At 70.1% G+C, this 22998-nt stretch carries 30 protein-coding genes and 1 pseudogene; 15 read left to right on the top strand and 16 right to left on the bottom strand.

Going from position 1 to position 22998, the window contains the following annotated elements; genetic code table 11:
• Positions 1–14: 14 nt before the first annotated feature.
• Complete coding sequence (locus ACH4TL_RS05010) at positions 15–587, top strand: phage tail protein (RefSeq protein ID WP_398312013.1); 573 nt, start codon at positions 15–17, stop codon at positions 585–587.
• The gene (locus tag ACH4TL_RS05005; RefSeq protein ID WP_398312016.1) at positions 584–2176 is read left to right on the top strand and encodes an NADase-type glycan-binding domain-containing protein; all 1593 of its coding nucleotides are present in this window, start codon (positions 584–586) and stop codon (positions 2174–2176) included. Before ACH4TL_RS05010 ends, ACH4TL_RS05005 begins: the two co-directional genes overlap by 4 nt.
• Here the strand turns inward: ACH4TL_RS05005 and ACH4TL_RS05000 are convergent.
• The 3 genes from ACH4TL_RS05000 to ACH4TL_RS04990 are packed head-to-tail and all read right to left on the bottom strand — an operon-like array spanning position 2171 to position 4208.
• Entirely contained in the window at positions 2171–2860 is a 690-nt protein-coding gene (locus ACH4TL_RS05000) for a histone-like nucleoid-structuring protein Lsr2 (protein WP_398312019.1), read from the bottom strand. The two genes, ACH4TL_RS05005 and ACH4TL_RS05000, sit on opposite strands and share 6 nt — an antisense overlap.
• Positions 2861–2867: 7 nt before the next feature.
• The gene (locus ACH4TL_RS04995; protein WP_398312022.1) at positions 2868–3632 is read right to left on the bottom strand and encodes a hypothetical protein; all 765 of its coding nucleotides are present in this window, start codon (positions 3630–3632) and stop codon (positions 2868–2870) included.
• A gap of 57 nt (positions 3633–3689) precedes the next feature.
• A complete protein-coding gene (locus tag ACH4TL_RS04990) occupies positions 3690–4208 on the bottom strand; it encodes a proline dehydrogenase (protein WP_398312025.1) in 519 nt (172 codons plus the stop codon).
• 78 nt (positions 4209–4286) lie between these two features.
• Here ACH4TL_RS04990 and ACH4TL_RS04985 point away from each other — a divergent pair.
• Positions 4287–4577: pseudogene (locus ACH4TL_RS04985) on the top strand (SDR family oxidoreductase); the annotation flags it as partial.
• Positions 4578–4582: 5 nt separating this feature from the next.
• Here ACH4TL_RS04985 and ACH4TL_RS04980 read toward each other — a convergent pair.
• Positions 4583–5755 (bottom strand): epoxide hydrolase, encoded by a 1173-nt coding sequence (locus tag ACH4TL_RS04980; RefSeq protein ID WP_398312028.1) that lies wholly within the window; start codon positions 5753–5755, stop codon positions 4583–4585.
• 82 nt (positions 5756–5837) lie between these two features.
• On the opposite strand from ACH4TL_RS04980, the gene ACH4TL_RS04975 reads away from it, so the two are divergent.
• Positions 5838–6413 carry a CGNR zinc finger domain-containing protein gene (locus ACH4TL_RS04975; RefSeq protein WP_398312031.1) on the top strand — a complete coding sequence of 192 codons (576 nt, stop codon included), beginning with the start codon at positions 5838–5840 and terminating at the stop codon, positions 6411–6413.
• 15 nt (positions 6414–6428) lie between these two features.
• Here the strand turns inward: ACH4TL_RS04975 and ACH4TL_RS04970 are convergent, their stop codons facing one another.
• On the bottom strand, positions 6429–7004 hold the full coding sequence (locus ACH4TL_RS04970) for a TetR/AcrR family transcriptional regulator (RefSeq protein WP_398312034.1): 576 nt from the start codon (positions 7002–7004) through the stop codon (positions 6429–6431).
• Positions 7005–7074: 70 nt separating this feature from the next.
• On the opposite strand from ACH4TL_RS04970, the gene ACH4TL_RS04965 reads away from it, so the two are divergent.
• On the top strand, positions 7075–7968 hold the full coding sequence (locus tag ACH4TL_RS04965; RefSeq protein WP_398312037.1) for an NADP-dependent oxidoreductase: 894 nt from the start codon (positions 7075–7077) through the stop codon (positions 7966–7968).
• A gap of 35 nt (positions 7969–8003) precedes the next feature.
• On the opposite strand, the gene ACH4TL_RS04960 is transcribed toward ACH4TL_RS04965, so the two are convergent.
• The 5 genes from ACH4TL_RS04960 to ACH4TL_RS04940 form a co-directional block, all read right to left on the bottom strand.
• On the bottom strand, positions 8004–8189 hold the full coding sequence (locus ACH4TL_RS04960) for a hypothetical protein (RefSeq protein WP_398312040.1): 186 nt from the start codon (positions 8187–8189) through the stop codon (positions 8004–8006).
• Positions 8190–8282: 93 nt separating this feature from the next.
• Positions 8283–8558 carry a CopG family transcriptional regulator gene (locus ACH4TL_RS04955; protein ID WP_398312043.1) on the bottom strand — a complete coding sequence of 92 codons (276 nt, stop codon included), beginning with the start codon at positions 8556–8558 and terminating at the stop codon, positions 8283–8285.
• A gap of 58 nt (positions 8559–8616) precedes the next feature.
• Positions 8617–9465, bottom strand: a complete 849-nt coding sequence (locus tag ACH4TL_RS04950; protein WP_398312046.1) for a hypothetical protein — start codon at positions 9463–9465, stop codon at positions 8617–8619.
• 268 nt (positions 9466–9733) lie between these two features.
• Positions 9734–9862, bottom strand: coding sequence for a DUF397 domain-containing protein (locus tag ACH4TL_RS04945; RefSeq protein WP_398425159.1), 129 nt, complete (start codon positions 9860–9862; stop codon positions 9734–9736).
• Positions 9825–10739, bottom strand: coding sequence for a helix-turn-helix domain-containing protein (locus ACH4TL_RS04940; protein WP_398313662.1), 915 nt, complete (start codon positions 10737–10739; stop codon positions 9825–9827). The genes ACH4TL_RS04945 and ACH4TL_RS04940 overlap by 38 nt, the downstream gene beginning before the upstream one ends.
• A 167-nt stretch (positions 10740–10906) precedes the next feature.
• On the opposite strand from ACH4TL_RS04940, the gene ACH4TL_RS04935 reads away from it, so the two are divergent.
• Entirely contained in the window at positions 10907–11425 is a 519-nt protein-coding gene (locus ACH4TL_RS04935; protein WP_398312052.1) for an ATP-binding protein, read from the top strand.
• Positions 11426–11459: 34 nt separating this feature from the next.
• Positions 11460–11756, top strand: a complete 297-nt coding sequence (locus ACH4TL_RS04930; protein ID WP_398313664.1) for a GYD domain-containing protein — start codon at positions 11460–11462, stop codon at positions 11754–11756.
• A 58-nt stretch (positions 11757–11814) separates the two neighbouring features.
• Here ACH4TL_RS04930 and ACH4TL_RS04925 read toward each other — a convergent pair whose 3' ends face one another.
• Positions 11815–12189: a hypothetical protein gene (locus ACH4TL_RS04925; protein WP_398312055.1), complete on the bottom strand. Its 375-nt coding sequence runs from the start codon at positions 12187–12189 to the stop codon at positions 11815–11817.
• A gap of 285 nt (positions 12190–12474) precedes the next feature.
• On the opposite strand from ACH4TL_RS04925, the gene ACH4TL_RS04920 reads away from it, so the two are divergent.
• The 5 genes from ACH4TL_RS04920 (at position 12475) to ACH4TL_RS04900 (ending at position 16947) form a co-directional block, all read left to right on the top strand.
• Positions 12475–12819 (top strand): hypothetical protein, encoded by a 345-nt coding sequence (locus ACH4TL_RS04920; protein WP_398312058.1) that lies wholly within the window; start codon positions 12475–12477, stop codon positions 12817–12819.
• A 58-nt stretch (positions 12820–12877) separates the two neighbouring features.
• On the top strand, positions 12878–13216 hold the full coding sequence (locus ACH4TL_RS04915; RefSeq protein WP_398312061.1) for a hypothetical protein: 339 nt from the start codon (positions 12878–12880) through the stop codon (positions 13214–13216).
• Between the two features lie 204 nt (positions 13217–13420).
• The gene (gene dctA / locus ACH4TL_RS04910) at positions 13421–14791 is read left to right on the top strand and encodes a C4-dicarboxylate transporter DctA (RefSeq protein WP_398312064.1); all 1371 of its coding nucleotides are present in this window, start codon (positions 13421–13423) and stop codon (positions 14789–14791) included.
• Between the two features lie 37 nt (positions 14792–14828).
• Positions 14829–15740 carry a LysR family transcriptional regulator gene (locus ACH4TL_RS04905; protein WP_398312067.1) on the top strand — a complete coding sequence of 304 codons (912 nt, stop codon included), beginning with the start codon at positions 14829–14831 and terminating at the stop codon, positions 15738–15740.
• 112 nt (positions 15741–15852) lie between these two features.
• On the top strand, positions 15853–16947 hold the full coding sequence (locus tag ACH4TL_RS04900) for a tartrate dehydrogenase (protein ID WP_398312070.1): 1095 nt from the start codon (positions 15853–15855) through the stop codon (positions 16945–16947).
• Positions 16948–16955: 8 nt separating this feature from the next.
• Here ACH4TL_RS04900 and ACH4TL_RS04895 read toward each other — a convergent pair whose 3' ends face one another.
• From ACH4TL_RS04895 to ACH4TL_RS04885, 3 genes are all read right to left on the bottom strand, one after another.
• A complete protein-coding gene (locus tag ACH4TL_RS04895; RefSeq protein ID WP_398312073.1) occupies positions 16956–17615 on the bottom strand; it encodes a polysaccharide deacetylase family protein in 660 nt (219 codons plus the stop codon).
• Positions 17616–17640: 25 nt separating this feature from the next.
• Positions 17641–18258, bottom strand: a complete 618-nt coding sequence (locus ACH4TL_RS04890; protein ID WP_398313666.1) for a glycoside hydrolase family 11 protein — start codon at positions 18256–18258, stop codon at positions 17641–17643.
• A gap of 187 nt (positions 18259–18445) precedes the next feature.
• Complete coding sequence (locus ACH4TL_RS04885) at positions 18446–19300, bottom strand: oxidoreductase (RefSeq protein ID WP_398312076.1); 855 nt, start codon at positions 19298–19300, stop codon at positions 18446–18448.
• A 75-nt stretch (positions 19301–19375) separates the two neighbouring features.
• Between ACH4TL_RS04885 and ACH4TL_RS04880 the strand changes: the two genes are divergently transcribed.
• Together ACH4TL_RS04880 and ACH4TL_RS04875 are read left to right on the top strand one after the other, a co-directional pair.
• Positions 19376–20032 (top strand): DNA-binding response regulator, encoded by a 657-nt coding sequence (locus ACH4TL_RS04880; protein WP_398312079.1) that lies wholly within the window; start codon positions 19376–19378, stop codon positions 20030–20032.
• A 44-nt stretch (positions 20033–20076) separates the two neighbouring features.
• Entirely contained in the window at positions 20077–20853 is a 777-nt protein-coding gene (locus tag ACH4TL_RS04875) for an aminotransferase class IV family protein (RefSeq protein WP_398312082.1), read from the top strand.
• Here the strand turns inward: ACH4TL_RS04875 and ACH4TL_RS04870 are convergent.
• Positions 20823–21494, bottom strand: coding sequence for a TIGR03086 family metal-binding protein (locus ACH4TL_RS04870; protein ID WP_398312085.1), 672 nt, complete (start codon positions 21492–21494; stop codon positions 20823–20825). The two genes, ACH4TL_RS04875 and ACH4TL_RS04870, sit on opposite strands and share 31 nt — an antisense overlap.
• Positions 21495–21638: 144 nt before the next feature.
• On the opposite strand from ACH4TL_RS04870, the gene ACH4TL_RS04865 reads away from it, so the two are divergent.
• Positions 21639–22220: a DJ-1/PfpI family protein gene (locus ACH4TL_RS04865; RefSeq protein WP_398312088.1), complete on the top strand. Its 582-nt coding sequence runs from the start codon at positions 21639–21641 to the stop codon at positions 22218–22220.
• Here the strand turns inward: ACH4TL_RS04865 and ACH4TL_RS04860 are convergent, their stop codons facing one another.
• Positions 22221–22997, bottom strand: a complete 777-nt coding sequence (locus ACH4TL_RS04860; RefSeq protein ID WP_398312091.1) for an ABC transporter ATP-binding protein — start codon at positions 22995–22997, stop codon at positions 22221–22223.
• Position 22998: the final 1 nt, after the last annotated feature.

Raw genomic sequence — 22998 nt, 5'->3', positions numbered from 1 at the left:
AACGGAGCCACGCCATGAGGGGATCCATCGACGGCCTCGAATCCTCGTCCCCGCTCGGCATGATGCTGCCCGCCGTCTTCGCCGACGACGACCTCGCGCAGCGCTTCATCGCCGGTCTGGACGAGGTCCTGGCGCCCATCCTCAACGTCCTGGACTGCCAGGAGAGTTACTTCAGCCCCGCCCTCGCCCCCGCCGACTTCACCCGCTGGCTCGGCTGGTGGATCGGCGCCGAGACCGACGGCATCGAGGACGACCAGCCGGAGGGCGAGGCCCGGCTGCGCGCCGCGGTCGCCGCCGCCGCGTACCTGCACCGCGTCCGCGGCACCCGCTACGGCCTGGCCGAGACGGTACGGCTCGCCTTCGGCGTCGAACCCGAGATCACCGAGAGCGGGGGCGCGACGTGGAGTGCCCGCCCCCGCGGCTCGTTCCCGGGCCAGCCCCGCCCCCGGCTGCACGTCACCCTGCGCCTGCCGTCCCCGACCCCGGCCGACGAACACCGCCTCGCCGAACTCGTGGCCGCCGCCCGCCCCGCCCATGTGCCCTACACGGTCCAGGTGACCGCTGCGGAAAGGACCACCCAGTCATGACCTCCAGGCAGTCCTCGGGCGGCGACGGCGGCACCGACCAGCCGACCACCCTGACCTGCGACGAGTGCGGCACGCGGTACGAGCCGGGCCAGTCCTTCTGCGAAGGCTGCAACGCGGTCCTCCGCTGGACCCCCGACCGCCCCCCGACCCACCCCGAACGCAGACCCGCGCCCAGCACCGACCCGGGCCCACCGCCGCCCGGCGCCGGGGACACCACGCCGCACCCCGCGGGCGGGCCCACGCCCCACACCGCCCAGGCTGCGGGCCAGCCCGGAGATCGCGCCCCGGCCTGGCACCCCGCCGCCTCGGCGACGGGCGCGCGCCCGGACCAGGACCCTGCGTCCCGCCCCGGTGGCGCCCCCGCCCCCTGGCCGCAGAGCACACCGAGCGGTGGCGCACCAGGCCCCCACCACCCGGCAACCGGCGGCACCCAGGCCCCGCGGGGCTCGGCCCAGCCGGGGTCCACGGCCCAGACCACCCCGGCAGGCGCCACGGGAGGCGCCCACCCCGCCACGCCCGGCCGCCCCGACACGGCCAACGCCGACGACTGGCCCCGCACCGGCGAGCCCGCCGGCGCCACCGACCCGACCCGCCCCGTACCCCGGGCCACCCCCCAAGGCACTCCCACCCCAAGCAGCGCCCCGCCCCAGGGCCCCTCGCCCCACGGCGCCCAAGGGCCCCCCGCCCCCGAATCCAACACGGACCGGGTCCGCGCCCTCCTCATCCCCGTGGCCGAGCCGCAGGGCGAACCCGAACGCCCCCCGTCCGTGGTCCCGGTCCTGCCGGGCCGCCCGGCGCCCGCCCGCCCCGAGGTACGCGCCCCGGTCACGCCGGAGAACCACGGCGGCATCGCATGCCCCTGGTGCCACACCGCGAACCGCCCCGACCGCCACTTCTGCGCCCGCTGCGCCATGCCGATGGCCGAGGGCCCGGAGAACCCGACCCGCCTCCCCTGGTGGCGGCGGATGTTCGACTACCGCAACCGGGAACAGCCCTGGGCGGGCGACCGCCCGCGCCTGCGCTACCAGATCGGCCGCATCCTGCGCTGGGTGGTCCTCGCGACCGTGGTGGCCCTGGTGGGCTGGGCCCTGTTCCAGACCCCGACGGCCGTGAGCGCCGTACGCGACCACTTCGCCAAGCGCGCCCCGCTCGCGCCGGACTCCTACAAGGCGTCCCGCTCGTTCCCGGAGCACGGCCCGGACAAGGCGTTCGACGTGGTCAGCAACTCCTGGTGGGGCCCGGGCGTTACCCAGTCCGCCCAGGGGGAGTGGCTGGAGGCCCGCTTCCGGGACCCGGTACGCCTGCTGGACATCGGCATCACGCCGGGGATGTCCGGCCACGGTGACACCCTCACCAAGTCGGCCCTCCCGCACCGCATCGAGGCCCGCATCACCACCGACGACGGCAAGACCACGACCCGCGAGATCAACCTCGACCAGGGCGCGGGCTTCCAGCGCCGCCCCTTCCGCGCCCAGAACGTCACCGCGGTCCGCTTCACCATCCAGTCGGCCTACGGAGCCGACAACAAGAAGCAGATGGCCATAGCCGAGATCGAGTTCTTCGGCCCCTCCAAGGCCAGCCGGTCATGACCCCGGCGGATAGGGATGCGCCTCTTCCCAGGCAGCAAGAACCTCGCGCGGAACACGTCCCCGGCTAGGCACCTCGTAGCCACGCGCCCGCCCCCACTCCCGGATGCTCGCCGTATCGACAGGCGGCCTGGCCCTCACATCTACGGCCACCCAGGGCGTGGGGGCGCTGCGCTTGAACGCCACCTGTCCCTCCAGGAGTCCATCGGGAAACTGGGGGACCACGGTCTCGCCGCTCAGAACCGAGAAGAGGAACTCGGTCAGCGTCCCGTCAAAGGTGAACCAGCCGAACCCGCGGTCCACGCTCACGGTGATGCGCCAGGTGTCGGGGGCATCCTGAGGGTCAGTGATCCAGAAAAGGTCGTCGCCGTTGTCGGTACCGCCCATGGTGAACAGATGCCGCGGGTGACAGGGGACAGGGGCCTTGCCCTGGTCGTAGTCCCGTTGGACGTACTCGCGGATGATGCCGGGCATGCGGCCGGTGAGATTGCTGTACTCGGTGTATCCATGCGGATGGCAGATGCTGACGAAGTCGGCGAAATCTCCGGGACCGTAGACGGAGGCGAGCCGCTTGTAGTCCGCGGGCAACCGCATGCCGAGGGTGTCCTCGACCGCGCCCCAGTCGATCGGACGCGGCGGATCGGCAGGAGGCGGACACAGCTGGACGAGCGCGTCGATAGCGTTCACGGATTCCTCAAGTTGATGTCGTACGAGACCTCTTGCGCCTCTGCGGCCAGGGATAACCGAGCCGCTCCGCGCTCTCGCGCGAGCCGCCGCAGACGGTCGCCGTGTCACGTGGGTCCTCCCCGGCAACGCGTTCCATGAAGGCCCTCACCTGCTCTTCCGGCGCATCGCCCGTGACGGGCTCGACCACCATGAACTGCAGCCACGGCGCCCCGTCTTCCGCCGGAGGGAACTCGGGGTGAAAGAAGCTGAACCTGATCCGCTCCCGATCCCAGGGCCACGAGCACACCGCGTCGAACTGGCACTGCCAACGCGCGAGCCACTCCGGATGCCGGCGAAACTCGGAGTCCAGCAACCGGGCGACGGCATGCCCTGGCCACTCCCAGCCGTCGCCCGTCGCGACGCGCTCGACCTCGGCGTCGTACGCGTGGGCGTCGAAGCGGAATTCGCCGAGCGCGACATCGCCCCCGTAGGAATCGCGCCAGCCGCCCCACACCACATGATCGCCGTCCCGCCGTACGGTCACGTAGAGCGCACCGCAGCACCCTTCGGTGCAGCGCGCTTCCGCCCACCGCATCTCCCGCGTGCCCGCCACCGCCCGCAGCGGGCTGCCCACCCGCAACGCCCGCAGCGGATCCGCCGAAGGCCCCCGGCCGAACGCCTCGGCCACGACGTCACGCCCGTCGACGACGGGGCGAAGCTGCGCCACGGCCCCTTCCTCGTCGGGTTCGGGCACGAGGACGTACAGGGCAAGGGAGTTCAGGTTCTCGGTCATCCCCACGATTCTGACCCCGCCCGGAGCCCCCGCCCAACGCATTCCCCCCGCGCCGCGTCAGTCCCCGTTCCCCAGTACACCCCCTGCCACCGCCCGAAACTCCTTCACCGCCTCCCACAACGCGTCCGACCTCTCCGCCGCGAGCGCCAAATCCTCAGCTCTGCGCGAGGCGTCACCGTGGCGCGCGTCGTCCACCATCCGCCGCATCACGCCGGAGAGCGCACTCGATGCCTCCGCCACCCCGTTCACGGCCTCGCCCACGCCCGGCGGCCCTTCCAACAGCACGACTTCGGCAGCCCGGTGCACCTCGCGCGCCAGCGCGACGAACGTCTCCACCCGCCCCTCGACGACCGCCTGGTCATGAGCCTCCGCACCGAGCGCGCGCAGCACGTCGTCCACCGCCACGTCGCGATCGTGGAGGGCGACCAGGTACTGCGTGTACGCCTCGCGCCGCACCTGCCGACGCCACTGGTCATGCTGGGAACGCGCCTGGGCACGCCCGCTGACCGCCGCCGCCCCCAACGAAGCAACTGCCCCGAGAGCCGCCCCCACCAGCGCCGCGAGTCCCGCATCCATGTCCGCAATTCTGCCGCTCCAACACGCGGGCGGGGCAGTGGAATCACTCACCGGCAACCATGGCGGCTGGCCGTCCACGCCGAGGAGTTCGGCCCCCGGGGCGTCCGCGTGAACACGATCTCCCCCGGTCTGGGCCGCACCTCCGTCTACGAGGACCCCGACGGCCAGGTCGCCCAGTGGGCCGCCGCGTCCGGCATGAGCCTCGCCGAATTCGTCCAGCAGATGGTGAAGGCCCAGAACGTCACGACCGGCCGCATGGCCGAGGCCGAGGAAGTGGCGGCCCTGATCGCGTTCCTGCTGTCCGACGTGGCCGGAAACATCACCGGTGCCGACTACGTCATCGACGGCAGCACGATCAAGACGGTCTGACCTGGTCACCGACCGGCGGCCAGCACCGCCGCGAGTCCTTCTCGCAGATCCTTGACGAAATACTCGGGAACCTCCAGCGACGGGAAATGTCCCCCGTTCTCGGGAGACCTCCAGCGGACGATCTGCCGGTACCGCTCCTGCGCCCAGGGGCGCGGGCACTTCTCGACGTCGGCGGGATACATGGTGATTGCTGACGGGACGTCGACCCGGAGTTCGGGATCGATCGAGTTGTGGCTCTCGTAGTAGATGCGGGCCGCCGACGCACCGCTCCGCGTCAGCCAGTAGAGGGTGACGTCGTCAAGGATCCTGTCCCTGGAAATCGTCTCGAACGGGCTGTCCTCGGTGTCCGACCACTCGGCGAACTTGTCGAGGATCCAGGCGAGAAGCCCGACCGGTGAGTCGACGAGCGAGTAGCCGATGGTCTGCGGCCGGGTGGCCTGCTGCTTCGCGTACGCCGCGCGGTGGCGCCAGAAATGGCGGGTGCCCTCGGCCCACTCGCGCTCGACCGCTGTCAGCCCGTCCGTTGACAGCCCGGGCGGTCCCTCCGCGAACGTCGTGTGGATGCCGAGAACGTGCGCCGGGAACCTGCCGCCGAGAACCGTGGTGATGTTGCCGCCCCAGTCGCCGCCCTGGGCTACGAACGTGCCGTAGCCGAGCCGTCCCATCAGCTCCACCCACGCGGCCGCGATCTTCTCGGTTCCCCACCCGGTGGTGGCCGGCTTGTCGCTGTAACCAAAGCCCGGCAGCGACGGGGCCACGACATGGAACGCCGGGGCGTCCGCGTCTTCCGGATCTGCCAGCTCGTCCACTACGTCGATGAACTCGGCAATGCTGCCCGGCCAGCCGTGCGTCAAGATCAGCGGAGTGGCGTCCGCGCGCGCGGAACGGCGGTGCAGGAAGTGAATCCCCAGACCATCGATGGTCGTGCGGAACTGGCCGATCTGGTCAAGGCGCTCTTCGAACGACCGCCACTTGTACCCGGTGCGCCAGTAGTCCACGACATCGACGAGGTCGGCGAGCGGAACGCCCTGTTCCCATCGGCGCGGGCCGGACGCGGCGCGATGGACCGTCTCCGCCTCCGGTAGCCGCGCCGCGGCCAGTCGTGCGCGCAGATCGTCGAGGTCGGCGTCAGTCGCGTGGGCTTCAAACGCTTGCACATCGCTGGTTGGACGGGGCATGAGACCTCCTGGCCATAGTGGAACCGTCTAAGCCGGTTCTAGCATGGCGCCATGCCGACCGGCAACCAGCTAAGGTGGTTCCATGCGTGCTGGCTTCCCTGAATTCCGCCTCGGCAGCGTGCTGGCGACCAGCTTCACGGCGACGCTGACGGAGCGGTGCGGCGACGCTGTGGAGCGCATTCCCGTGCCGCACCGACTCGTCGACTGGCTGGCGGTGAACGGCCTTGCCGTGGACTCCTGCACCCCTGCCCAGCTCGACCTCGCGCGGGAACTGAGGGAGTCGATTCACCTCGCCGCGACAGCGGCCGCGCTCCGGGACCCTCTCCCGGCATCCGCTGTCCAGGTCATCAATGACCGCAGCGCCGAGGGCCGGGCCGCCGCGATCCTGACGCCCGAGGGCAAGCGGCAATGGCGGCTCAGCTCGGCTTCCTGCGTGGAAGATGCCCTCAGCGTGATCGCCGCCGATGCGATCAGCATCCTCGCGGGCGAACGAGACGGAAAGTTGGCCTTGTGCGCATCACCGACCTGCCAGGCCGCCTTCTTCGATGCCAGTCAGAGCCGCACCCGCAAATGGTGTGAGATGAACACGTGCGGGAATCGCCAGAAGAAGGCGCGCTTCATCGCGAACCAGCGCAAACAGCCCAAATCGGCGGAGTGATCGCACCCCTCGCGCTCAGCGGCGGGTGACCTCCCAGGCGGCCTCGATCATCTGGAAGATCTCGTCCACCGCGGCCTCAGGATCGGCCGCCTCCCGGGCCAGCGCATAGGCGTCGAGCACGAACCGCGCGATCGTCCGGCTCGCCGTCGCGGTCTGTGACAGTTCGGGGTCGGCGGCGATGGCCGTTGCCAGCGTCTCCGCGTGGCGCAGCCGCATCGACTCCTCGTACCTCCGCAGGGCGGGCGATTCGTCGATCATGCTCCAGATTGGGGCGGCGCTGTCCGCCGTGCAATGCCGCACCAGGGCGTGGATCTCTCGGCGCAGCGGAGGGATGAGCGGCTCGTGAGGTGCCCGGTCGCTGACCGCCCGCGTGAGGCGTTGCTCGAAGTCGTCGTCCCGCTCGAAGACCAGGGCCTCCTTCGAGGCGAAGTGGGAGAAGAGCGTGGTGACGGCCACGTCGGCCTCGGCGGCCACGTCACGGATGCCCACCGCGTCGTACCCGCGCTCCAGGAAGAGCCGCAGGGCGGTGTCGGCGATCTTCTGGCGGGTCGCTGTCTTCTTGCGCTCACGGCGTCCGGTCGGCACGGTCATGCGCTCACACTATCAGCAACAAAAATGGAGCAGTTCCAAAAGACTAGTCGTTAGTGTTATGTTCGGCCGCATGAAGAAGGTGAGCTTCGCCGAGTTCGGCGGTCCGGACGTTCTGCACCTCATAGACGCCGAGGAGCCCCACGCGGGCCCCGGCCGGATACGCATCGCCGTGCGGGCGGCGGGTGTGAACCCCGTCGACTGGAGGATCCGTGAAGGCCAGATCCTGGGGGCCCATCCGACGGAGCTGCCCGCCGGAGTCGGGCTGGACGCCGCCGGGGTGGTGGACGAGGTCGGCGAGGGCGTCGAAGGGGTCGAGGTCGGCGACCACGTGTTCGGTGAAGGCTCCAGCACCTATGCCGAGTTCGCCGTGCTGTCGGCCTGGGCCCGTATGCCCGAGGGGCTGACGTTCGAAGAGGCGGCCGGGTACCCCTCAGTGGTGGAGACCGCACTGCGCATCATCCGCGAGGCCGGCGTGCGGCCCGGGCAGACGCTGCTGGTCAGCGGTGCGTCCGGGGGAGTCGGCTCGGCGGTACTGCAGATCGCCCGTGACCGCGGCATCACGGTGGTCGGCACGGCCGGAGCCGCGAACCAGGACTATCTGCGCGGCCTGGGCGCCGCCGCCACGACGTACGGCGAGGGCTGGGTCGAACGGGTGCGACGACTCGGCCATGTCGACGCGGCTCTCGATCTGGCCGGCTCGGGCGTGATCCGCGAGCTCGTCGAGCTGACCGGGGATCCGCGGAAGGTGATCTCCATCGCCGATCTCGCCGCGCCGGAGCTCGGGGTCCGGTTCTCCGGCGTGGCCGGGAGCGTGCCGGAAGCCCTCGCCGAGGCCGCCGACCTCATCTCGCGGGGAAGGCTCCACATCCCGATCGAGAAGTCGTACCCGCTCACCGAGGCCGCGGCGGCACACATCGACAGCCAGGCCGGCCACACGCGCGGACGCCGAGTCGTGGTCGTCTGAGCCGATTCCCGCGCAACGGGATGCCTTGCGGGCGGTCAGACCTTTCTGACGACGATTCTGTCGGGGACCAGCTTCTCCAGATCGTCCACGTCCGAGGTGAAGACGGTTACCTGGCCCTTCTGCTGGCTCGCGACGACGGCGAGCACGGCGTCGATCGCATGCTTGTGGCCGTGCAACCCGGCGGCGGCCAGAAGCTGGCGCGCCTGACGGGCCTCTTCCACGTTCGGTGGTTCTCGCGTCGTACGCCTCGATGAGCGTCATCGGGGACGTCGCGACCTCAGCCTCGCCTTGAGCCGCGAGAGTGCGTCGCTCCTTCACGCAGCTTCCCCTGTGGAACCCTTCGTGGCAGAGCGGCGCTCGTGTTCGGCATCTAGTTCGTCCAGCTCCTCCAGCGCGGCGGCCTGCTCGCTCTCGGTGACTGGCCCGTGTTCTTGCTGCAGCCATTCGGCCAGCTCAAGGAGGCGGTCGCGGTCTCGTTTGAGGCGTACCGCGTCCGCGACGTAAGCCGAGATGCCTCGCTCAGATGCCTCCGAACGAATCTCCTCAAGGAGATCCTCGGGGATGGTGACAGTCACCTTCTTGGTTGCCATACGAGTCACCATCCTCAAGGTGTCAATCGCCTTACTCTCCTTGTGTCGGGTCCCGGACTCAGCAAGCCGCCCGCATCTCCTCGCCGGAATCGGCGGTCCGGCAGTCACGGCAGTGGCGGCCGGGACTGGCCGCGCGGAAGGCGCGTTCGCAGCCGTCGCAGGTGCGCCAGGGGAGGGCGGGCGGTGCCTTGGGCGCGACGGCGGGTCGCGTGGGCGCGGGCAGGGGCGGTTCGCTGAGGCGGAAGGCGAGGATGCGGGCGGGGCGGGTCAGCAGGCGGTCGGGGAGCCGGGCGGTGAGGGCGGCGGTGATCTGTGCGGGGCCCACCCCGGCCGTGAGCCATTGCTCGACGGCGGGGGCGAGTTCGGCGACCTCGCGGCGGGACAGGACGAGGCGGGGGTCGGCGAGGCGCAGCGAGGCCAGGATGGCGACGGCCCGTTCGTCGGCCTCGGACAAGGGCGGGCTGGCAGCCGGGCTGGCTTCCGGCGCGGGTGCGGGCGCCGGGGGTGCGGGCTTCGGCGCTGCGGTTGTCCTTGCGGCCGGGCGCGGCATCCGGCCCTGACCCGGTACGTCGTAGAAGTAGGTACGGGTACGGATCACCCCGCCGGGCCCGCGCTCGCGCCGCCGCTCCAGGTAACCGGCGGACTCCAACTCCCTTAAGGCCCGCGAGATCAGGATCTCGCCCTCGGTGAAGTGCGCACAGAGTGCGGCGATGCTGACGGGCGCGCCGTCGGGCAGTGAAAGGATGTGGGCCGCGACACCGATGGTGACCGCGCTACCGCGTCGCTGCGCGAGGTCGTTGGCGATGACGGTGAAGTCGGCGGTGAGGCGGGTGCGGATGTGGATCACGCCGGAGGTCGGTGCTCCGGCGTCGGCGCGCGCGTGCGCGTTAGACTGCGGCTCAGCCATCGGGAAGGTTCTGCTTCCTGATCGGTCAGGCCCTCGATCGGGATTGCCGTCCCGGCGGGGGCCGTCGTTTTGCGGTTGTTGCGGCGAACGTAACGACCGTCATGCCGCCCCCGCAAGCCGGTCACCCGTACGAGTGATCGCCGCCGAAAGGGTGGGTGGGCGGGAGTTCTTTACCCCGGTTCTTTGGGGGAGTTCGCGGCTCACCGGACCCCCGCGTACGAGGATCCGGTGCCCCCGGAAGACCGACGCCCACCGGTACCCGGCAGGCTCAGACCCGGTCGCCGGTCTTCAACTCGCCGATGAAGGAAGCCCAGGAGCCCGCCGGGAAGACCAGCACTGGACCGTCAGGGTTCTTGCTGTCACGGACGGGAACGACGGCGGTGACGCCGTCGGCCACCTCCACGCAGTCGCCACCCTCCTGGTTGCTGTAGCTGCTCTTGCGCCAAGCGACGCCGTTCAGATCGGGACGGGACACTCGCTCCACGGTGATAGCCCTCCATCACGGATCGGATCATGTCGAGCGACATGAGCGGAGGCAGGGATGCTGCCCGCAGCCGATCGTAGGACAGCGCGAAGCGCTTGACGTCGTCCGGTTCCTCGATGAGTTGGCCGTAATGGGCGCCCTCGGTGTAGACCACCTCTGAGTCGTCCGGTGACGTGAGTACCGTCATAGAGCCGCCCATGACATTGTGCTCGCCCTGGTCGAACGGCAGTACCTGCACGGTGATGTGGGGTTCCAGGGCTGCCTCCATCAGCCGGACCAACTGCTCCCGCATGACGGCCCGGCCACCGATCGGACGTCTCAACACCGCCTCATCCAAGACGATCCACAGCTCCGGACGGTCAGGAGAAGTGAGCCGTTCCTGTCGCTTGAGCCGGGCGGCCAGCCGGTCTTCCAACTGCTCGTCACTGGTGAGAGACAGGCCGACGCTCAAGACGGCCCGAGCGTAGTCCGGGGTCTGTAAGAGACCAGGTACCACGTGCGACGCGTACTGCCTGATGGAGACGGCCCGCGCCGAACGCTCCATGAACGCCTGCGACCAGTCCGGGAACGCCTCCCGGTACACGTACGGCCACAGGTCGACCAGCAACTCGTCCGCCCCGAGCGCCACATCGAGTGCCTCGCTCAGTGCTTTCGTCGGTTTCGCCCCGGAGGCCCGCTCGATCTGGGTGATCCGGGTGCTCACCACGTGCGTCTTCTTGCCCAGCTCGGCCTGGGTCAGACCGGCGGCCAGGCGGAGTCTGCGGACACGCGACCCGAACAGTCCCGCGATCGACCCGCGCGGATCAATTTCTTTGGCCAAAACATCACTTCCGTTCCTTACAGCCTGGAAGGTAAGGCTTCGTGGCCTTTCGAGCGTAGGCCCGCAAAACGATCCTTGGGTGCGGAACGTCACGACTCGTGCACGCTGCGAGTCAAGCGAAAGGCCGAAGGACGGAAATGGACAACACCGTGCTGAAGACGACAACCACGCCGGACGAGGAGCCGAAGCCGCAGGAACTCGCCGCGCAGTTCCCCTCGACGCCCCGGGGAGTGCGGCTCGCCCGGCGGGGCGCCGTACGGCACGTGGCGGAGTGGGGCTATCCGCCCGCGTCGGACACGTCCTGCACGGTGGCGCTGCTGGTGGCGGAGCTGGCGTCCAACGCCGTACGCCACGGCCGCGTGCCCGGCCGGGACTTCCGCCTCCGCCTGACGCTCCAAACCCCGGCGCAGACGATCCGCATCGAGGTCTCGGACTCCCGGGAGGAACGGCTTCCGCTCAGACTCCCGACCACCTCGCCCGATGACGAAGCGGGTCGCGGACTGCTCCTGGTCGACCTGCTGGCCACGCGCTGGGGCACGACTCCTCGCGTACCGGTCGGCAAGACCGTCTGGGCGGAGGTGGCGGCGGACTCCCCGGCGGGTCACCCGAACGGGTGCACACCACGGGCGGGACGCACGCCCGGTGCCCACGATTGACCTCGCGATGTGCCCCTTCGTGGAGGTGAAGGCCATGCCGAAATTCGTCGTGCTGCTGAACTGGACCGATCAGGGTGTCCGCGCCTACCGGGACACCGCGAAGCGCTACGAGGCGTTCAAGGCGGCACTGGACAAGCTGGGGGTGAAGCTCCTGGACTTCCACTGGACCGTCGGCGGGTACGACGTCATCTACACCATCGAGGCGCCCGACGACGAAACCGCCACCGCGGCGTCGCTCCAGCTCAGCGGCCTGGGCAACGTGCGCAGCACGACCCTGCGGGCCTTCGGGCGCGACGAGATGGACGGGATCATCGCCAAGGCCGCGGGCTGACCCGCTGTCGGCGGAAGTAAGGCGGTGGGCCCCTGATCACGGGGCCCGCCGACCGCTGCTACTTGCAGTAAATGGCGGCGTTCGACTTACGAACCGAAGTCCCGCCGTTCCGCTTGACGCTGGCGTAACTCGAGTACTTACCGCAGGTGCCGACCTTGGCGGTGACGCTCACGGACCCGGCCTGGGTCGTCTTGCACTTGTTGGCGACCTCGATGTCGGGGTAGTAGGGGTGCGCCACGAGGAGGGATACGCACAGTTTCGTGCCCGCGGGCTGCGGGCCGAGCATGGTCGCGCTCGCGGTGACCTTTCCGGACTTGTAGGTGGGCGCCTTTGCGGTGAGCCAGTCGGCGGCGGATGCCGATTGCGTTCCGCCGAGTACCGCGAGTGACGCGAGGGAGGCGACAACGGTCGCCCCGATGGTCTTGAACTTCAAAATTGCTCCCCGTTTGAGCCTGATCAAAGTGATCGTGCTTGGCGGGAAAGCTAGCAGACGCCATTGGTGAAGTCAGGGCGTCGGCAAAGCGTTTCCGCTTGGTCCTCGATGGCAGTGCAAAGGCGGGATTTTGCCCGATATGGCGGGAGTCCGGTGCCCCCTGGAATTGGGTGGCGCAAACCCCTTGCGCCCGGCGAACAGGCGCATGTACAAAGTTCCGCGACCGCAACAAGCCGAGCCTGAAATCAGGTTCAGGCCGGAAAACTTGAAAACGGGGGATTCTGGATGAGGAGCAAAGTCGGCTCCATCGCGGCCCTCGCGGCTGCCGTCATGGCCGCAGGCACCGCGCTCGCGCCCGCCGCTGCCGCCGCGGGCGACGACGTGAACGTCAAGTACGTCTGCACGTCGAAGAACACGCAGACCACCGGGTATGCCAAGTGCGCCGATCTGGCGAGGTTCGACCGGTATCGGGTCAAGGTCACCTGCATCGATTCCCGGGGCGTGAAGGCCGTCTTCTACGGCCCGTGGAAGCCGGGCAGGAGCGGTGAGTGGTCCAAGCGCAAGTGCCCCGGTACGGAGGGCGGCCGGGTGGGCGTCTACAAGGCGGGCTACCAGGTCGAGCTGTTCTGAACCCACGGCCATCGCACAGCCCGCATCACCGCGACCATCAACTCACGGGGACACCTGCATGAATCGAAAGAAGTCTTTCCTCGCCATCGCCGGACTGGCCATGAGTGCCAGTCTCATCGCGCCGAATGCCATGGCGAATGACAGCGGCGGTGTATCGACTCGCTCCGCCGACTGCAATGCGTGGGCGAGGGGCGGCACCACTGGCTATTCCTACTGCTCGGGTCTGGGCCAGGTCGGCGCGCACCGGGTGAAAATCGTCTGCGTGGACTCCCGGGGCGTGCAGGTCACCTTCTACGGCCCTTGGGTCGGGAACGCTGAGACCTCGAAGCGTAAGTGCCCCGGTACCCAGGGCGGCCGGGTCGGGATTCTCCGCGTCGGTTCCGAGATCAAGGACTGACCACCGAGTACCCACGGAGAAGGCGGCGTCATCGGTTCTGCCCGGTGGCGCCGCCCTCGCTTGCCGCTGGCCGAACAGATAGGCCCCGCCTATACGGGGCATCGATTTTTGGTCGTGGACCCCCTGAGCTGTGGCCCGGTTCACTGTGGCGCAAGCTGGCGCGGGATCGATCGGGCTCGGTCTCGCGCGATCAGGGAGGCTGCAATGACGCATGTCCCGGACCGAGAGCGAGCCGCGGCGAAACGGTGGTACCGGCAGCTGTACGTCCAGGTGTTGGCGGCGATCGTGATCGGCGTCGTCCTCGGGTGGCGGTGGCCCGATCTGGCCACCGACATGGAGCCGATCGGAACGACCTTCATCACCGCGATGAAGATGCTGATCGGGCCGATCGTGTTCCTGACCATCATCGGCGGCATCGCCGGGGTCGCCGATCTGAGGAAGGTCGGTCTCACCGGAATCAAGGCGCTGACGTACTTCCAGGTGGGCACGATCGTCGCCCTGCTCACGGGGCTGGTCGCGATCAACGTCTTCCGGCTCGGCGACGGCGTCCACGCCGATCCGTCGACGCTGGACACCTCGGGCGACGCGGGCCAGTACATCGAGACGGGCGCGCACCAGCACTGGTGGGAGTTCCTGACGAACATCGTGCCGGACAGCTTCTTCGGGCCGTTCGTCGAGGGCGACATCCTCCAGGTGATCTTCCTGGCGGTGATCTTCGGGATCGCGCTGAAGTCGGTGGGGCAGATCGGCGAGCCGGTCATCGCGGGCGCGGGCAGGCTGACCGAGGTCGTGTTCAAGGTGCTGTCGTACGTCATGAAGGCCGCGCCGCTCGGCGCGTTCGGCGCGATGTCGTACGCCATCGGGAAGTTCGGCCTGTCCACGCTGACCAGCCTCGGCTCGCTGATCCTGCTCTTCTACGTCACCTCCGCGCTGTTCGTCGTGGTGGTGCTGGGCGGGGTGCTCGCCGCGTACGTACGGCTGAACATCTTCCAGCTGGTCCGCTACTTCAGGGAGGAGTTCTTCCTGATCCTGGGCACGTCCACCGCCGAGCCCGCCCTGCCGGGGCTGATGCGCAAGCTCCAGTTCATGGGCGTCGAACGGTCCACGGTCGGCCTGGTCGTCCCGACCGGCTACAGCTTCAACCTCGACGGCGCGGCCATCTATCTCTCGCTCGCCACCCTCTACATCGCGCAGGCCACCGACACGCCCCTGTCCCTCACCCAGCAACTCGGGCTGCTGGCCGTGATGCTGCTGACGTCCAAGGGCGCGGCGGGCGTCGCGGGCGGCGGCTTCATCGCGCTCACCGCGACGCTGTCGACGACGGGACACGTCCCCGCGGCGGGCATCATGCTGATCTTCGGCATCGACAAGTTCATGTCGGAGTGCCGGGCGCTGGTGAACTTCTTCGGCAACGCCGTCGCGACGCTGTTCGTCGCGCGCTGGGAGAACGACCTGGACGTGGCGCGGGCGCGCAGGGTTCTGGCGGGGGAGGAGGACGGCCCCGCCGTCGCGCCCCCTGCTGCGGCTCCGGCCTCGGCCTCGGCCGGGGGACAGGTCCCGGCGGCGATAGATTGACCCGGCAGCGGATCGGAACCGACGACCGGGGAGGCCCATGGACGCCCGGCAGCTCGAGTACTTCCTCGCCATCGTCGACCACGGCGGCTTCAGCAAGGCCGCCGCCGCCCTGCACGTCGCCCAGCCCTCGCTGTCGCAGGCCATGGCGACCCTGGAGGCCGATCTCGGGGTGGCCCTCTTCCACCGGGTCGGCCGGGGCGTCGTCCTCAGCGAGGCGGGCGCGGAGCTGCTGGAGCCCAGCCGGCGCGTGCTGCGGGACCTGGCCGCCGTACGGGACAGGGCCGCCGGGCTCGCCGGGCTGCACGGCGGGACGGTCGAGGTCGCCACCATGCCCTCGCCCGGCATCGAACCGCTCACCACGCTCATCCACCGCTTCGCCGAGCTGCATCCGTCCGTGACGGTGAGCACCCAGGCCGCCTTCACCCCGGACGAGGTCCTGTCCCTCGTGCGCAGCGGCGCCTGCGAACTGGGCCTGCTGGGCTCGGCGAGCCCCGTGAACCCGTCCGGGCTGGACGTCCTGCCCGTGGAGGACCAGCCGTTCGTGGTCGTCGCCGCGCCCGGCGGGGCGATCGAGGACGGGGTCACGCTGCGGCCCGGCGACCTGGCCGGGCAGAAGCTCATCGCCTCCCGCACCGGCAGCCTGATGCGCAGCATCGTGGACGACATCACCGCGGGCGGCACGGGGACGCAGATCGTGACGGTCGTGGACCACCGGACGTCGATCCTGCCGCTGGTGCTCACCGGCGTCGGAGCCGCCGTGCTGCCCTCCTCCTGGACCCGGCTCGCCCGGCGCTGCGGCGCGGCGGTGGCGCCGCTCGAACCGACCGCCCAGCTGCACGTGGCGATGGTCAGCCTGCCCGCGCACCTCACCCCTGCGGCCCGCGCCTTCCTCTCCCTCACCGGTGCGCTGGCGGCGCGGCGGGCCCGCGACACGGCCTCCCAGGGCTGACGCCCGACCCATTGGCCGCGCCTATACGTCGCATCGAAACCAGGTCTTGGACGCGCCGCGACCGCCCTGTGTTGACTCGTAGCGACCCCACCACAGCGAGCCGGAGGCACCCATGAGCGCCGCTCCCCGTACGTTCCGTATCGCCGCGATCCCCGCCGACGGCGTGGGCAAGGAGGTCGTCGCCGCGGGGCGCGCCGTCCTGGACGCGCTGGCCGAGGACTCCCGTGACACCGCGGACGCCTTCGCCCTCACCTGGGAGGAGTTCCCCTGGGGCTGCGGCTACTACGAGCGCACCGGCACGATGATCGACGACGACGGCCTGGACCGCCTCAAGGAATTCGACGCCCTCTACTTCGGCGCGGTCGGCTGGCCCACCGTGCCCGACCACATCAGCCTGTGGGGCCTGCGGCTGAAGATCTGCCAGAGCTTCGACCAGTGGGCCAACGTCCGCCCCGTACGGTTCCTGCCCGGTGTCACCAGCCCCCTGCGCAAGGCCGACACCACCGAGCTGGACTGGGTCGTCGTCCGCGAGAACAGCGAGGGCGAGTACGCGGGGCTCGGCGGCCGCAACCTCTCCGCCCGCGGCCCGGGCGGTGAAGTCGCCGTCCAGTCCGCCCTGTTCACCGAGGTCGGCTGCGAACGCATCATCCGCTTCGCCTTCGACCTGGCCCGCACCCGCACCCGCCGCAAGGTCTCGTCCGTCACCAAGAGCAACGCCCAGCAGTACGGCATGGTCCTCTGGGACGACGTCTTCAGGCGCGTCGCCGCCGACTACCCGGACGTGGAGACGGAGAGCGTGCTGGTGGACGCGATGTCCGCGAAGTTCGTCCTCCACCCCGAGGACCTGTCCGTCGTCGTCGCCTCCAACCTCAACGCCGACATCCTCTCCGACCTCGGCAGCGCCCTCGCGGGCAGCCTGGGCCTGGCCGCCAGCGCCAACCTCAACCCCGAGCGCCGCTTCCCCAGCATGTTCGAGCCGGTCCACGGCTCCGCCCCCGACATCGCGGGCCAGGGCCTGGCCAATCCCATCGGCGCGGTCGGCAGCGCGGCCCTCATGCTGGACCACCTGGGCCTGCCCGCCCAGGCGGCCCGCGTGCACCAGGCCATCGAGGCCACGACCGCGGCCGGGCTCCTGCCCCGCGACCTGGGCGGTACGGCGACGACGGAGGACGTGACGAAGGCGCTGATCGACGCGCTCAACGCCTAGCGTCGTTGTCAGGACGGGGCCACGGCGCGGCCGGTCTGCGGCGAGATCATCCCGGCGCACAGGCCGCGACCGGCCAGCCCCTGCGCGATGCGGGGGATCGCGGCGCGGGTGTTGGCGGGCCAGTCGTGCATGAGGATGATCTGGCCGTTGGTGAGGCGGCCCGCGGCCTGCACGATGGCGTCGGTGCTGGCGTTGTTCCAGTCCTGCGAGTCGACGTCCCAGATGATCTGGGTCAGCCCGTACTTGGCGGCGACCGCCTTCACTGTCGCGTTGGTCTCGCCGTACGGCGGCCGGAACAGCTTCGGGGTGCCGCCGCCCGCGGCGGCGATGGCCGTTTGCGTACGGGAGATCTCGGAGTCGATCTGCGCCTGGCCGAGCTGGGTCAGATGCGGATGGGTGTAGCTGTGGTTGGCGACCCACATGCCCGCGCCGACCTGGGCCCGCACCTGGGCCGGGTTGGCGGCGGCGTACTGGCCCTCGTTGAACATCGTGGCCCGCAGCCCGCTCTGCTTGAGCGCGCTGAGCAGGGCGGAGGTGCTGCCGGACGGGCCGTCGTCGAAGGTGAGCCCGACGTACCCGTTGCAGGTGGCAGCAGCGTGGGTGGTGGTGGCCGTGAGGGTGCCCGCGGCGGCCATCGCGACGACGGCCAGCAACGATCTGATTCTCATGGGGAGTCGTCCTCGTCAGCTCGTGCTACTTCACCGTGATGTTGGAGCTACCGCTGCTCTGATAGCCCTCGGTCGCGAGGATCATGTAGTACTTGAAGCTGCCCAGCGGCATTCCGGCGCGGGCCCAGGCGTCGAAGTGGTTGCCGGTGGTGATCGTCCCGCCCGTGCGCTTCGACTGCCGGACGCTCCAGTACTGGTCGAAGGTGCGCGTGCCCTCCACGGACGGGGCGTTGTACCGCGTTGTCTTGTAGATGTCGTACGTACCGCCGTCGCTGGTGACGGTGCCCTTGTACGTGCCCGTGGGCCGGTACGTGCCCCAGTTGTCGACGACGTAGTACTCCACGAGCGGGTTCGACGTCCATCCGTAGAGCGCCAGGTAGGCGTTGCCCGACGGGTTGAACGAGCCCGAGTACGTCACGCTCCGGCGCCCGCCGTTGCTCCAGCCCTTCCCCGCGACGAAGTTGCCGGTGTTGCGCCACGAGGTGCTGTAGCTGCCGCCGGAGGACAGGTTCATGGAGACGGTCCCGGGGGCGTCGGTCCAGAACGAGTAGTAGTAGCCGTTGTTCGTGCCGGTCTGGTTCGTGGTGATGACCGTGTCGGCGTGCGCGGTGCCGGGCATCGCCAACGCCGACACGGCGCCCATCACCGTCGTACAGGCAGCGCCGATGAGCAGTTGGCGTCGCCCGAGCGCGCCTAATCGACCGTGACCGTCGTCGGCCTTCGGGTGTGTGTGAGTGGATGCGTCAGTCATATCCGTACTTTTGAGCTGCCCACATCAACAGTCAACAGCTTTCCGGAAAGAATCACGAAAATTTCCGAAGCCCTACCGGTCAGACAAGGTCGGAAAGGTCCTCCGGAGTGAGGGTGATCGATCCCGCGCCCATGTTCTCCTCCAGATGGGCGAGGGAGCCGGTGCCGGGGATGGCCAGCGTGACGGGGGAGGAGGCGAGCAGCCAGGCCAGCGCGATCTGCGGAACCGTGGCCCCGTGCCGCTCAGCGACCTTGGCCATGCGGTCGCCGGTCAGGTCGCTCAGGCCACCGCCCAGCGGGAAGAACGGCACGTAGGCGATGCCCGCCTCCTCGCAGACGGCCAGCAGCTCGGCGTCGTCGCGGTTCCCGGCGTGGAAGTGGTTCTGCACGGACGCGACGGGCGCGATCGTACGGGCCTCCGCGAGGTGACCGGCGTCGACGTTGCTCAGCCCGAGGTGGCGGATCAGGCCCTCCTCGCGCATCGCGGCCAGCGCCTCGAAGCGTTCGGCGACGGACTCGCCGTGCGGCACGTCCATGAGGCCGATGCGCAGATTGACCAGGTCGAGCCGGTCCACGCCGAGCGCTTCGAGGTTGTTCTCGACCATCGGCCGCAGCACCGCCGGATCGGTGGTCGGGGCCACGCCGCCGTCGGAGGTGCGGACCGGGCCGACCTTGGTGGCGATGACCAGGCCGTCCGGGTAGGGGTGCAGGGCCTCCCGTATCAGGTCGTTGGCCCGCACGGTGCCGTCGTCGCTGGTGTAGAACGAGGCGGTGTCGATGTGGTTGACGCCGAGCTCCACGGCACGGCGCAGCACCGCGCGCCCCGTCCCGGGATCCCGCGCCGGGCCGAGGAAGCTGTTCGTGGGCAGCCGCATGGCCCCGAAGCCCATGCGATTGATCGGAAGGTCGCCGCCGAGGCGGAAGTCATCGCTCATGGCCACAGCTTCGGCGGCGGCCCCTCCGGGCCGCGAACCCGTGGCAGCTTGCTGCCAGCGAGGCACAATGGACGCGTGGCAGAGATCCTCACGATCCGCGGTGACCTGGAGCTCCTCGCTCGCACCGAACACGTCTTCTCCTCGATCCGCGAGGAGTTCCTCTGCGCCGTCCGGGATCTCAGCACCTACGCCCACCTGAGCGGCGCCCGCCAGGCCGCCCGCCACCGGGTCCGGCACGGCGGCCCCCAGCAGGTCCGCAAGCTGTGCAGCCCGGCCGCGCTGGCCGACGAACACAGCCGCAAGCACCTGAGCGACCTCGTCGCCCAGGGCGCCGAGGTGCGCATCGCCGCCACCGCCCTCCCTCACGAGACGATCATCATCGACCGCCGCTTCGCGATCCTCGCGGGCCTGGACGCCCCCGGCGGCCGCGAATACACCGTGACCACCGGCCCCACCCTGGTCGGCGCGGTGTACGCCCTGTTCGACGCCGCCTGGACGACCGCCACCGACCTCAAGTCCTTCCTCCGCGGCGAGCAACCCCACCTCGACGCCGAAAGCCGCACGATCCTGCGCGCCCTGGGCTCGGGCGCCACCGACGAGGTGGCCGCGCGAGAACTCGGCACCTCCCTCCGCACCTACCGCCGCCGCGTCGCCGTCCTGCTCGAAACCCTCGACGCGGACTCCCGCTTCCAGGCCGGAATGCGCGCGGGCGAGCTGGGCCTGAGCGGCTGAGGGATACTCCTCCCCAGGTCAGGAGCTCCTGCCATCCTGAGGCCATGGCGGAACTGAACGGACGGCCCGCGGACCCCGACGCGCTGCTGGCGTTGGCGCTCACCAATTACGGGCACTTCACGAGCATGCGCGTCGATGACCAGCGCGTACGTGGCCTTACGCACCACCTCGACCGGCTGGTGCGGGACTGCGAGGCGGTCTTCGGCGCCGACCTCGACCCCGAACGGGTCCGGCGCTGCGTACGGCAGGCCGCGGGCGGGCGCGGTGGCTCGTTCGTCGTCCGGGTCACCGTCTTCGACCCCGGCCTCGACATCGGCCACCCGGCGAACGCGGCGACGCCGAACATCCTCGTCACCGTGCGCCCCGCGGCGTCGCTGCCCCTGCCGCCGCTGCGGGTGAAGGCCGTCGGCCACGAACGCGACGTGCCGCGGGTCAAGCACGTGGGCCTCTTCGGCCCGCTCCACGCGCGCCGTACGGCGCAGCTCGACGGGTACGACGACGCCCTGTTCACCGGCCCCGGCGACCGGGTCTCCGAGGGCGGGACGTGGAACGTCGGCTTCATCGGGGACGAGGGCGTCGTCTGGCCCGAGGCGGACGTCCTGCCGGGAGTCACCATGGCCCTGCTCCAGCAGCACACCGACTCCACCACGGCCCCCGTCACGCTCGCGGACGCACAGCACATGCACGCCGCCTTCGCGACGAACACGAGCATCGGCGTACGCGCCATCTCCCGCATCGACGCGACCCCGATGGCCACCGACCACCCCCTGCTCGCCCGCCTGCGCGAGACCTACTTGGCCATCCCCGGCGAACCGCTGTGACCGGCCCGGGGAACGGTGCGCACCGCGCCGTCCGCGTCCGGGTCCCTGCCCAGCAGGCGCAGTAGCCGATCCTGGCGAGCCGCGTCCTCGGTGAGGGGGACCACGGGCGGTGCGAAGAACCGGTGGGTCGTCTCGGCCGCGGTGGGGGTCTCGGGCAGTCCGGCGTAGATCTCCTCCAGACTGCCGTCGATCCACTCCACCAGATCCGGGTGCAGACGGTCGTCGACGCCCAGGGCACGCGCGAGATCCCAGGTGTGGATCACGCTGTCGGCGGTCCTCACGGCGAGGGCCTGACGGCCGGTGATCCGGCCCAGGGGGTAGTCGAGAACGCGTTCCAACGCACCCGGCCCGGCGAAGGCGTTGGCGCAGTCCCGTACGGACCGGACGTACGCCCCGACCGGGTCGGCGCCCAGCGCGTCGGCGTCCCGCTGGCGCAGGAAATCCTCGCTGGTCTCGCCGTTCAGCAGGCCCAAGTAGCTGAGGTTGCCGCGGGCCATGTGATTGACCAGGGCGCGTACGTTCCACTCCGCGCAGGGAGTCGGCGAGGCCCACTGCTCGGCCCCCACGGCCCGCAACCGGTTCTCGAACTCGGCGCCGGCCAGCAGGTACCGCTCGATGAGCGCTTCGGCAGATTCGGTCACGTCCAACAGGCTGACCGCCCGCCCCCGCCAAGTCTGGCGGCTATCGGACGTCGCGCTGCCCGCACCCCGGTCGAGCGGGAACTTTTCGACCGGGGCGGCGGACTACTAGGGCGAGCCAGCACTACTGCCATGGAGGCACAGCTGATGTCGCCACGTGTTCAGATCCTCATGTACGACGGGGTCGAGGAGCAGGATGCCATCGGGCCGCGCGATGTGTTCGGGCACGCCGTGCAGGCGGGCGGTCAGGTGGAGACGGCACTGGTGCGACCGTCGGCTCCCGGCGAGGTGACCTGCTTCTTCGGCACCAAGATCATGGTGCCGTCCGCCTGGGAGCCCACCGATGCCGATCTGCTGATCGTGCCGGGCGGTGGCGATCAGCTGATCAACGATCCGGACGTCCACCGGGACCTCGTACGGGCACAGCAGGCGGGGGTCACCGTCGCCGGTGTCTGCACCGGGGTCCTGGTGCTGTCCGCGGCGGGACTGACCAGCGGCCGTCCGTGCACGACGCACCACCTCGCCAAGGCCGAACTGGCCGCTCAGGGAGGCAAGGTGGTGGACGCGCGAGTCGTCGACGACGGGAATCTGGTGACCGCGGGCGGTGTCACCAGCGGAATCGACCTGGCGCTCTGGCTGCTCACCCGCGAGTGCGGAGCAGCCGTCGCCCTCGGTGTCGAGTCGATCATGGAATACGAGCAGCGCGGCGCCGTCTGGCGAAGCGCCTGATCACTTCCGTACGGGGCTGGCTGCGTACGTGATGCGGATGACGCCGTCGTCGTGCCGGTCGGTGCGGGCGTGGACGCCGAAGACGTCGGCGAGGAGGTCCGGAGTGAGCACCTCCAGGACCGGCCCCGCGGCCGCCACCGAGCCATCGCGCAGGACGACGAGGTGGTCGCAGAGGCGGGCGGCCAGATCGAGGTCGTGCAGGACGGTGAGCGTGGTGATGCCGGTGGCGCGGATGAGGTCCAGGAGTTCGAACCGGGCCCGGATGTCGAGGTGGTTGGTGAGTTCGTCCAGGACGAGCAGCCGCGGGTCCTGAGCCAGGGCGCGCGCCAGCAGGACGCGTTGGCGTTCGCCGCCGGACAGGGAGGCGTACGCGCGGTGGGCGAAGGGCCGTACCCCGCAGCGGTCGATGGCGTCGAGGACGGCCTCGTGGTCCCGGGGCCCGTCGCGGCCGAGGAGACCGTGGTGGGGCGCGCGGCCGAGGGCGACGACCTCGGCGACGGTCAGGCCGGTGGTGTTGCCGCCGCCGTCCTGGAGGACGGCGGCGGTACGGCGGGCCGCATCCCGGGGAGACAGCTTCCACACGTCGTCCTCGCCCACCGTGATCACCCCCTCCAGCGGGCGCAGTGAGCGGTAGACGGCGCGCAGCAGGGTGGACTTGCCACTCCCATTGGGGCCGACGAGGCCGACGATGCCGCCCTTGCGGGCCTGAAGGCTGACGTCGCGCAGGATCGCGTTGCCCTCAAGAGTGATGTGGAGCTGTTCGACGGTGAGTTTCATG

Source organism: Streptomyces sp. NPDC021115 (assembly GCF_044333065.1).
In the GTDB taxonomy this organism is placed as follows: Bacteria; Actinomycetota; Actinomycetes; order Streptomycetales; family Streptomycetaceae; genus Streptomyces.
This window is presented reverse-complemented; position numbering and strand designations above follow the sequence as displayed.

Coding starts and splice junctions, on each gene's coding strand:
- ACH4TL_RS04875 (WP_398312082.1), top strand. CDS start 20,077: ATGGCGGAACTGAACGGACGGCCCGCGGACCCCGACGCGCTGCTGGCG.
- ACH4TL_RS04965 (WP_398312037.1), top strand. CDS start 7,075: ATGAAGAAGGTGAGCTTCGCCGAGTTCGGCGGTCCGGACGTTCTGCAC.
- ACH4TL_RS04935 (WP_398312052.1), top strand. CDS start 10,907: ATGGACAACACCGTGCTGAAGACGACAACCACGCCGGACGAGGAGCCG.
- ACH4TL_RS04885 (WP_398312076.1), bottom strand. CDS start 19,300: ATGAGCGATGACTTCCGCCTCGGCGGCGACCTTCCGATCAATCGCATG.
- ACH4TL_RS04970 (WP_398312034.1), bottom strand. CDS start 7,004: ATGACCGTGCCGACCGGACGCCGTGAGCGCAAGAAGACAGCGACCCGC.
- dctA (WP_398312064.1), top strand. CDS start 13,421: ATGACGCATGTCCCGGACCGAGAGCGAGCCGCGGCGAAACGGTGGTAC.
- ACH4TL_RS04920 (WP_398312058.1), top strand. CDS start 12,475: ATGAGGAGCAAAGTCGGCTCCATCGCGGCCCTCGCGGCTGCCGTCATG.
- ACH4TL_RS04990 (WP_398312025.1), bottom strand. CDS start 4,208: ATGGATGCGGGACTCGCGGCGCTGGTGGGGGCGGCTCTCGGGGCAGTT.
- ACH4TL_RS05010 (WP_398312013.1), top strand. CDS start 15: ATGAGGGGATCCATCGACGGCCTCGAATCCTCGTCCCCGCTCGGCATG.
- ACH4TL_RS04895 (WP_398312073.1), bottom strand. CDS start 17,615: ATGAGAATCAGATCGTTGCTGGCCGTCGTCGCGATGGCCGCCGCGGGC.
- ACH4TL_RS04950 (WP_398312046.1), bottom strand. CDS start 9,465: ATGGCTGAGCCGCAGTCTAACGCGCACGCGCGCGCCGACGCCGGAGCA.
- ACH4TL_RS05005 (WP_398312016.1), top strand. CDS start 584: ATGACCTCCAGGCAGTCCTCGGGCGGCGACGGCGGCACCGACCAGCCG.
- ACH4TL_RS04905 (WP_398312067.1), top strand. CDS start 14,829: ATGGACGCCCGGCAGCTCGAGTACTTCCTCGCCATCGTCGACCACGGC.
- ACH4TL_RS04860 (WP_398312091.1), bottom strand. CDS start 22,997: ATGAAACTCACCGTCGAACAGCTCCACATCACTCTTGAGGGCAACGCG.
- ACH4TL_RS04915 (WP_398312061.1), top strand. CDS start 12,878: ATGAATCGAAAGAAGTCTTTCCTCGCCATCGCCGGACTGGCCATGAGT.
- ACH4TL_RS04930 (WP_398313664.1), top strand. CDS start 11,460: ATGCCGAAATTCGTCGTGCTGCTGAACTGGACCGATCAGGGTGTCCGC.
- ACH4TL_RS04900 (WP_398312070.1), top strand. CDS start 15,853: ATGAGCGCCGCTCCCCGTACGTTCCGTATCGCCGCGATCCCCGCCGAC.
- ACH4TL_RS04980 (WP_398312028.1), bottom strand. CDS start 5,755: ATGCCCCGTCCAACCAGCGATGTGCAAGCGTTTGAAGCCCACGCGACT.
- ACH4TL_RS04975 (WP_398312031.1), top strand. CDS start 5,838: ATGCGTGCTGGCTTCCCTGAATTCCGCCTCGGCAGCGTGCTGGCGACC.
- ACH4TL_RS04955 (WP_398312043.1), bottom strand. CDS start 8,558: ATGGCAACCAAGAAGGTGACTGTCACCATCCCCGAGGATCTCCTTGAG.
- ACH4TL_RS04890 (WP_398313666.1), bottom strand. CDS start 18,258: ATGGGCGCCGTGTCGGCGTTGGCGATGCCCGGCACCGCGCACGCCGAC.
- ACH4TL_RS04995 (WP_398312022.1), bottom strand. CDS start 3,632: ATGACCGAGAACCTGAACTCCCTTGCCCTGTACGTCCTCGTGCCCGAA.
- ACH4TL_RS04865 (WP_398312088.1), top strand. CDS start 21,639: ATGTCGCCACGTGTTCAGATCCTCATGTACGACGGGGTCGAGGAGCAG.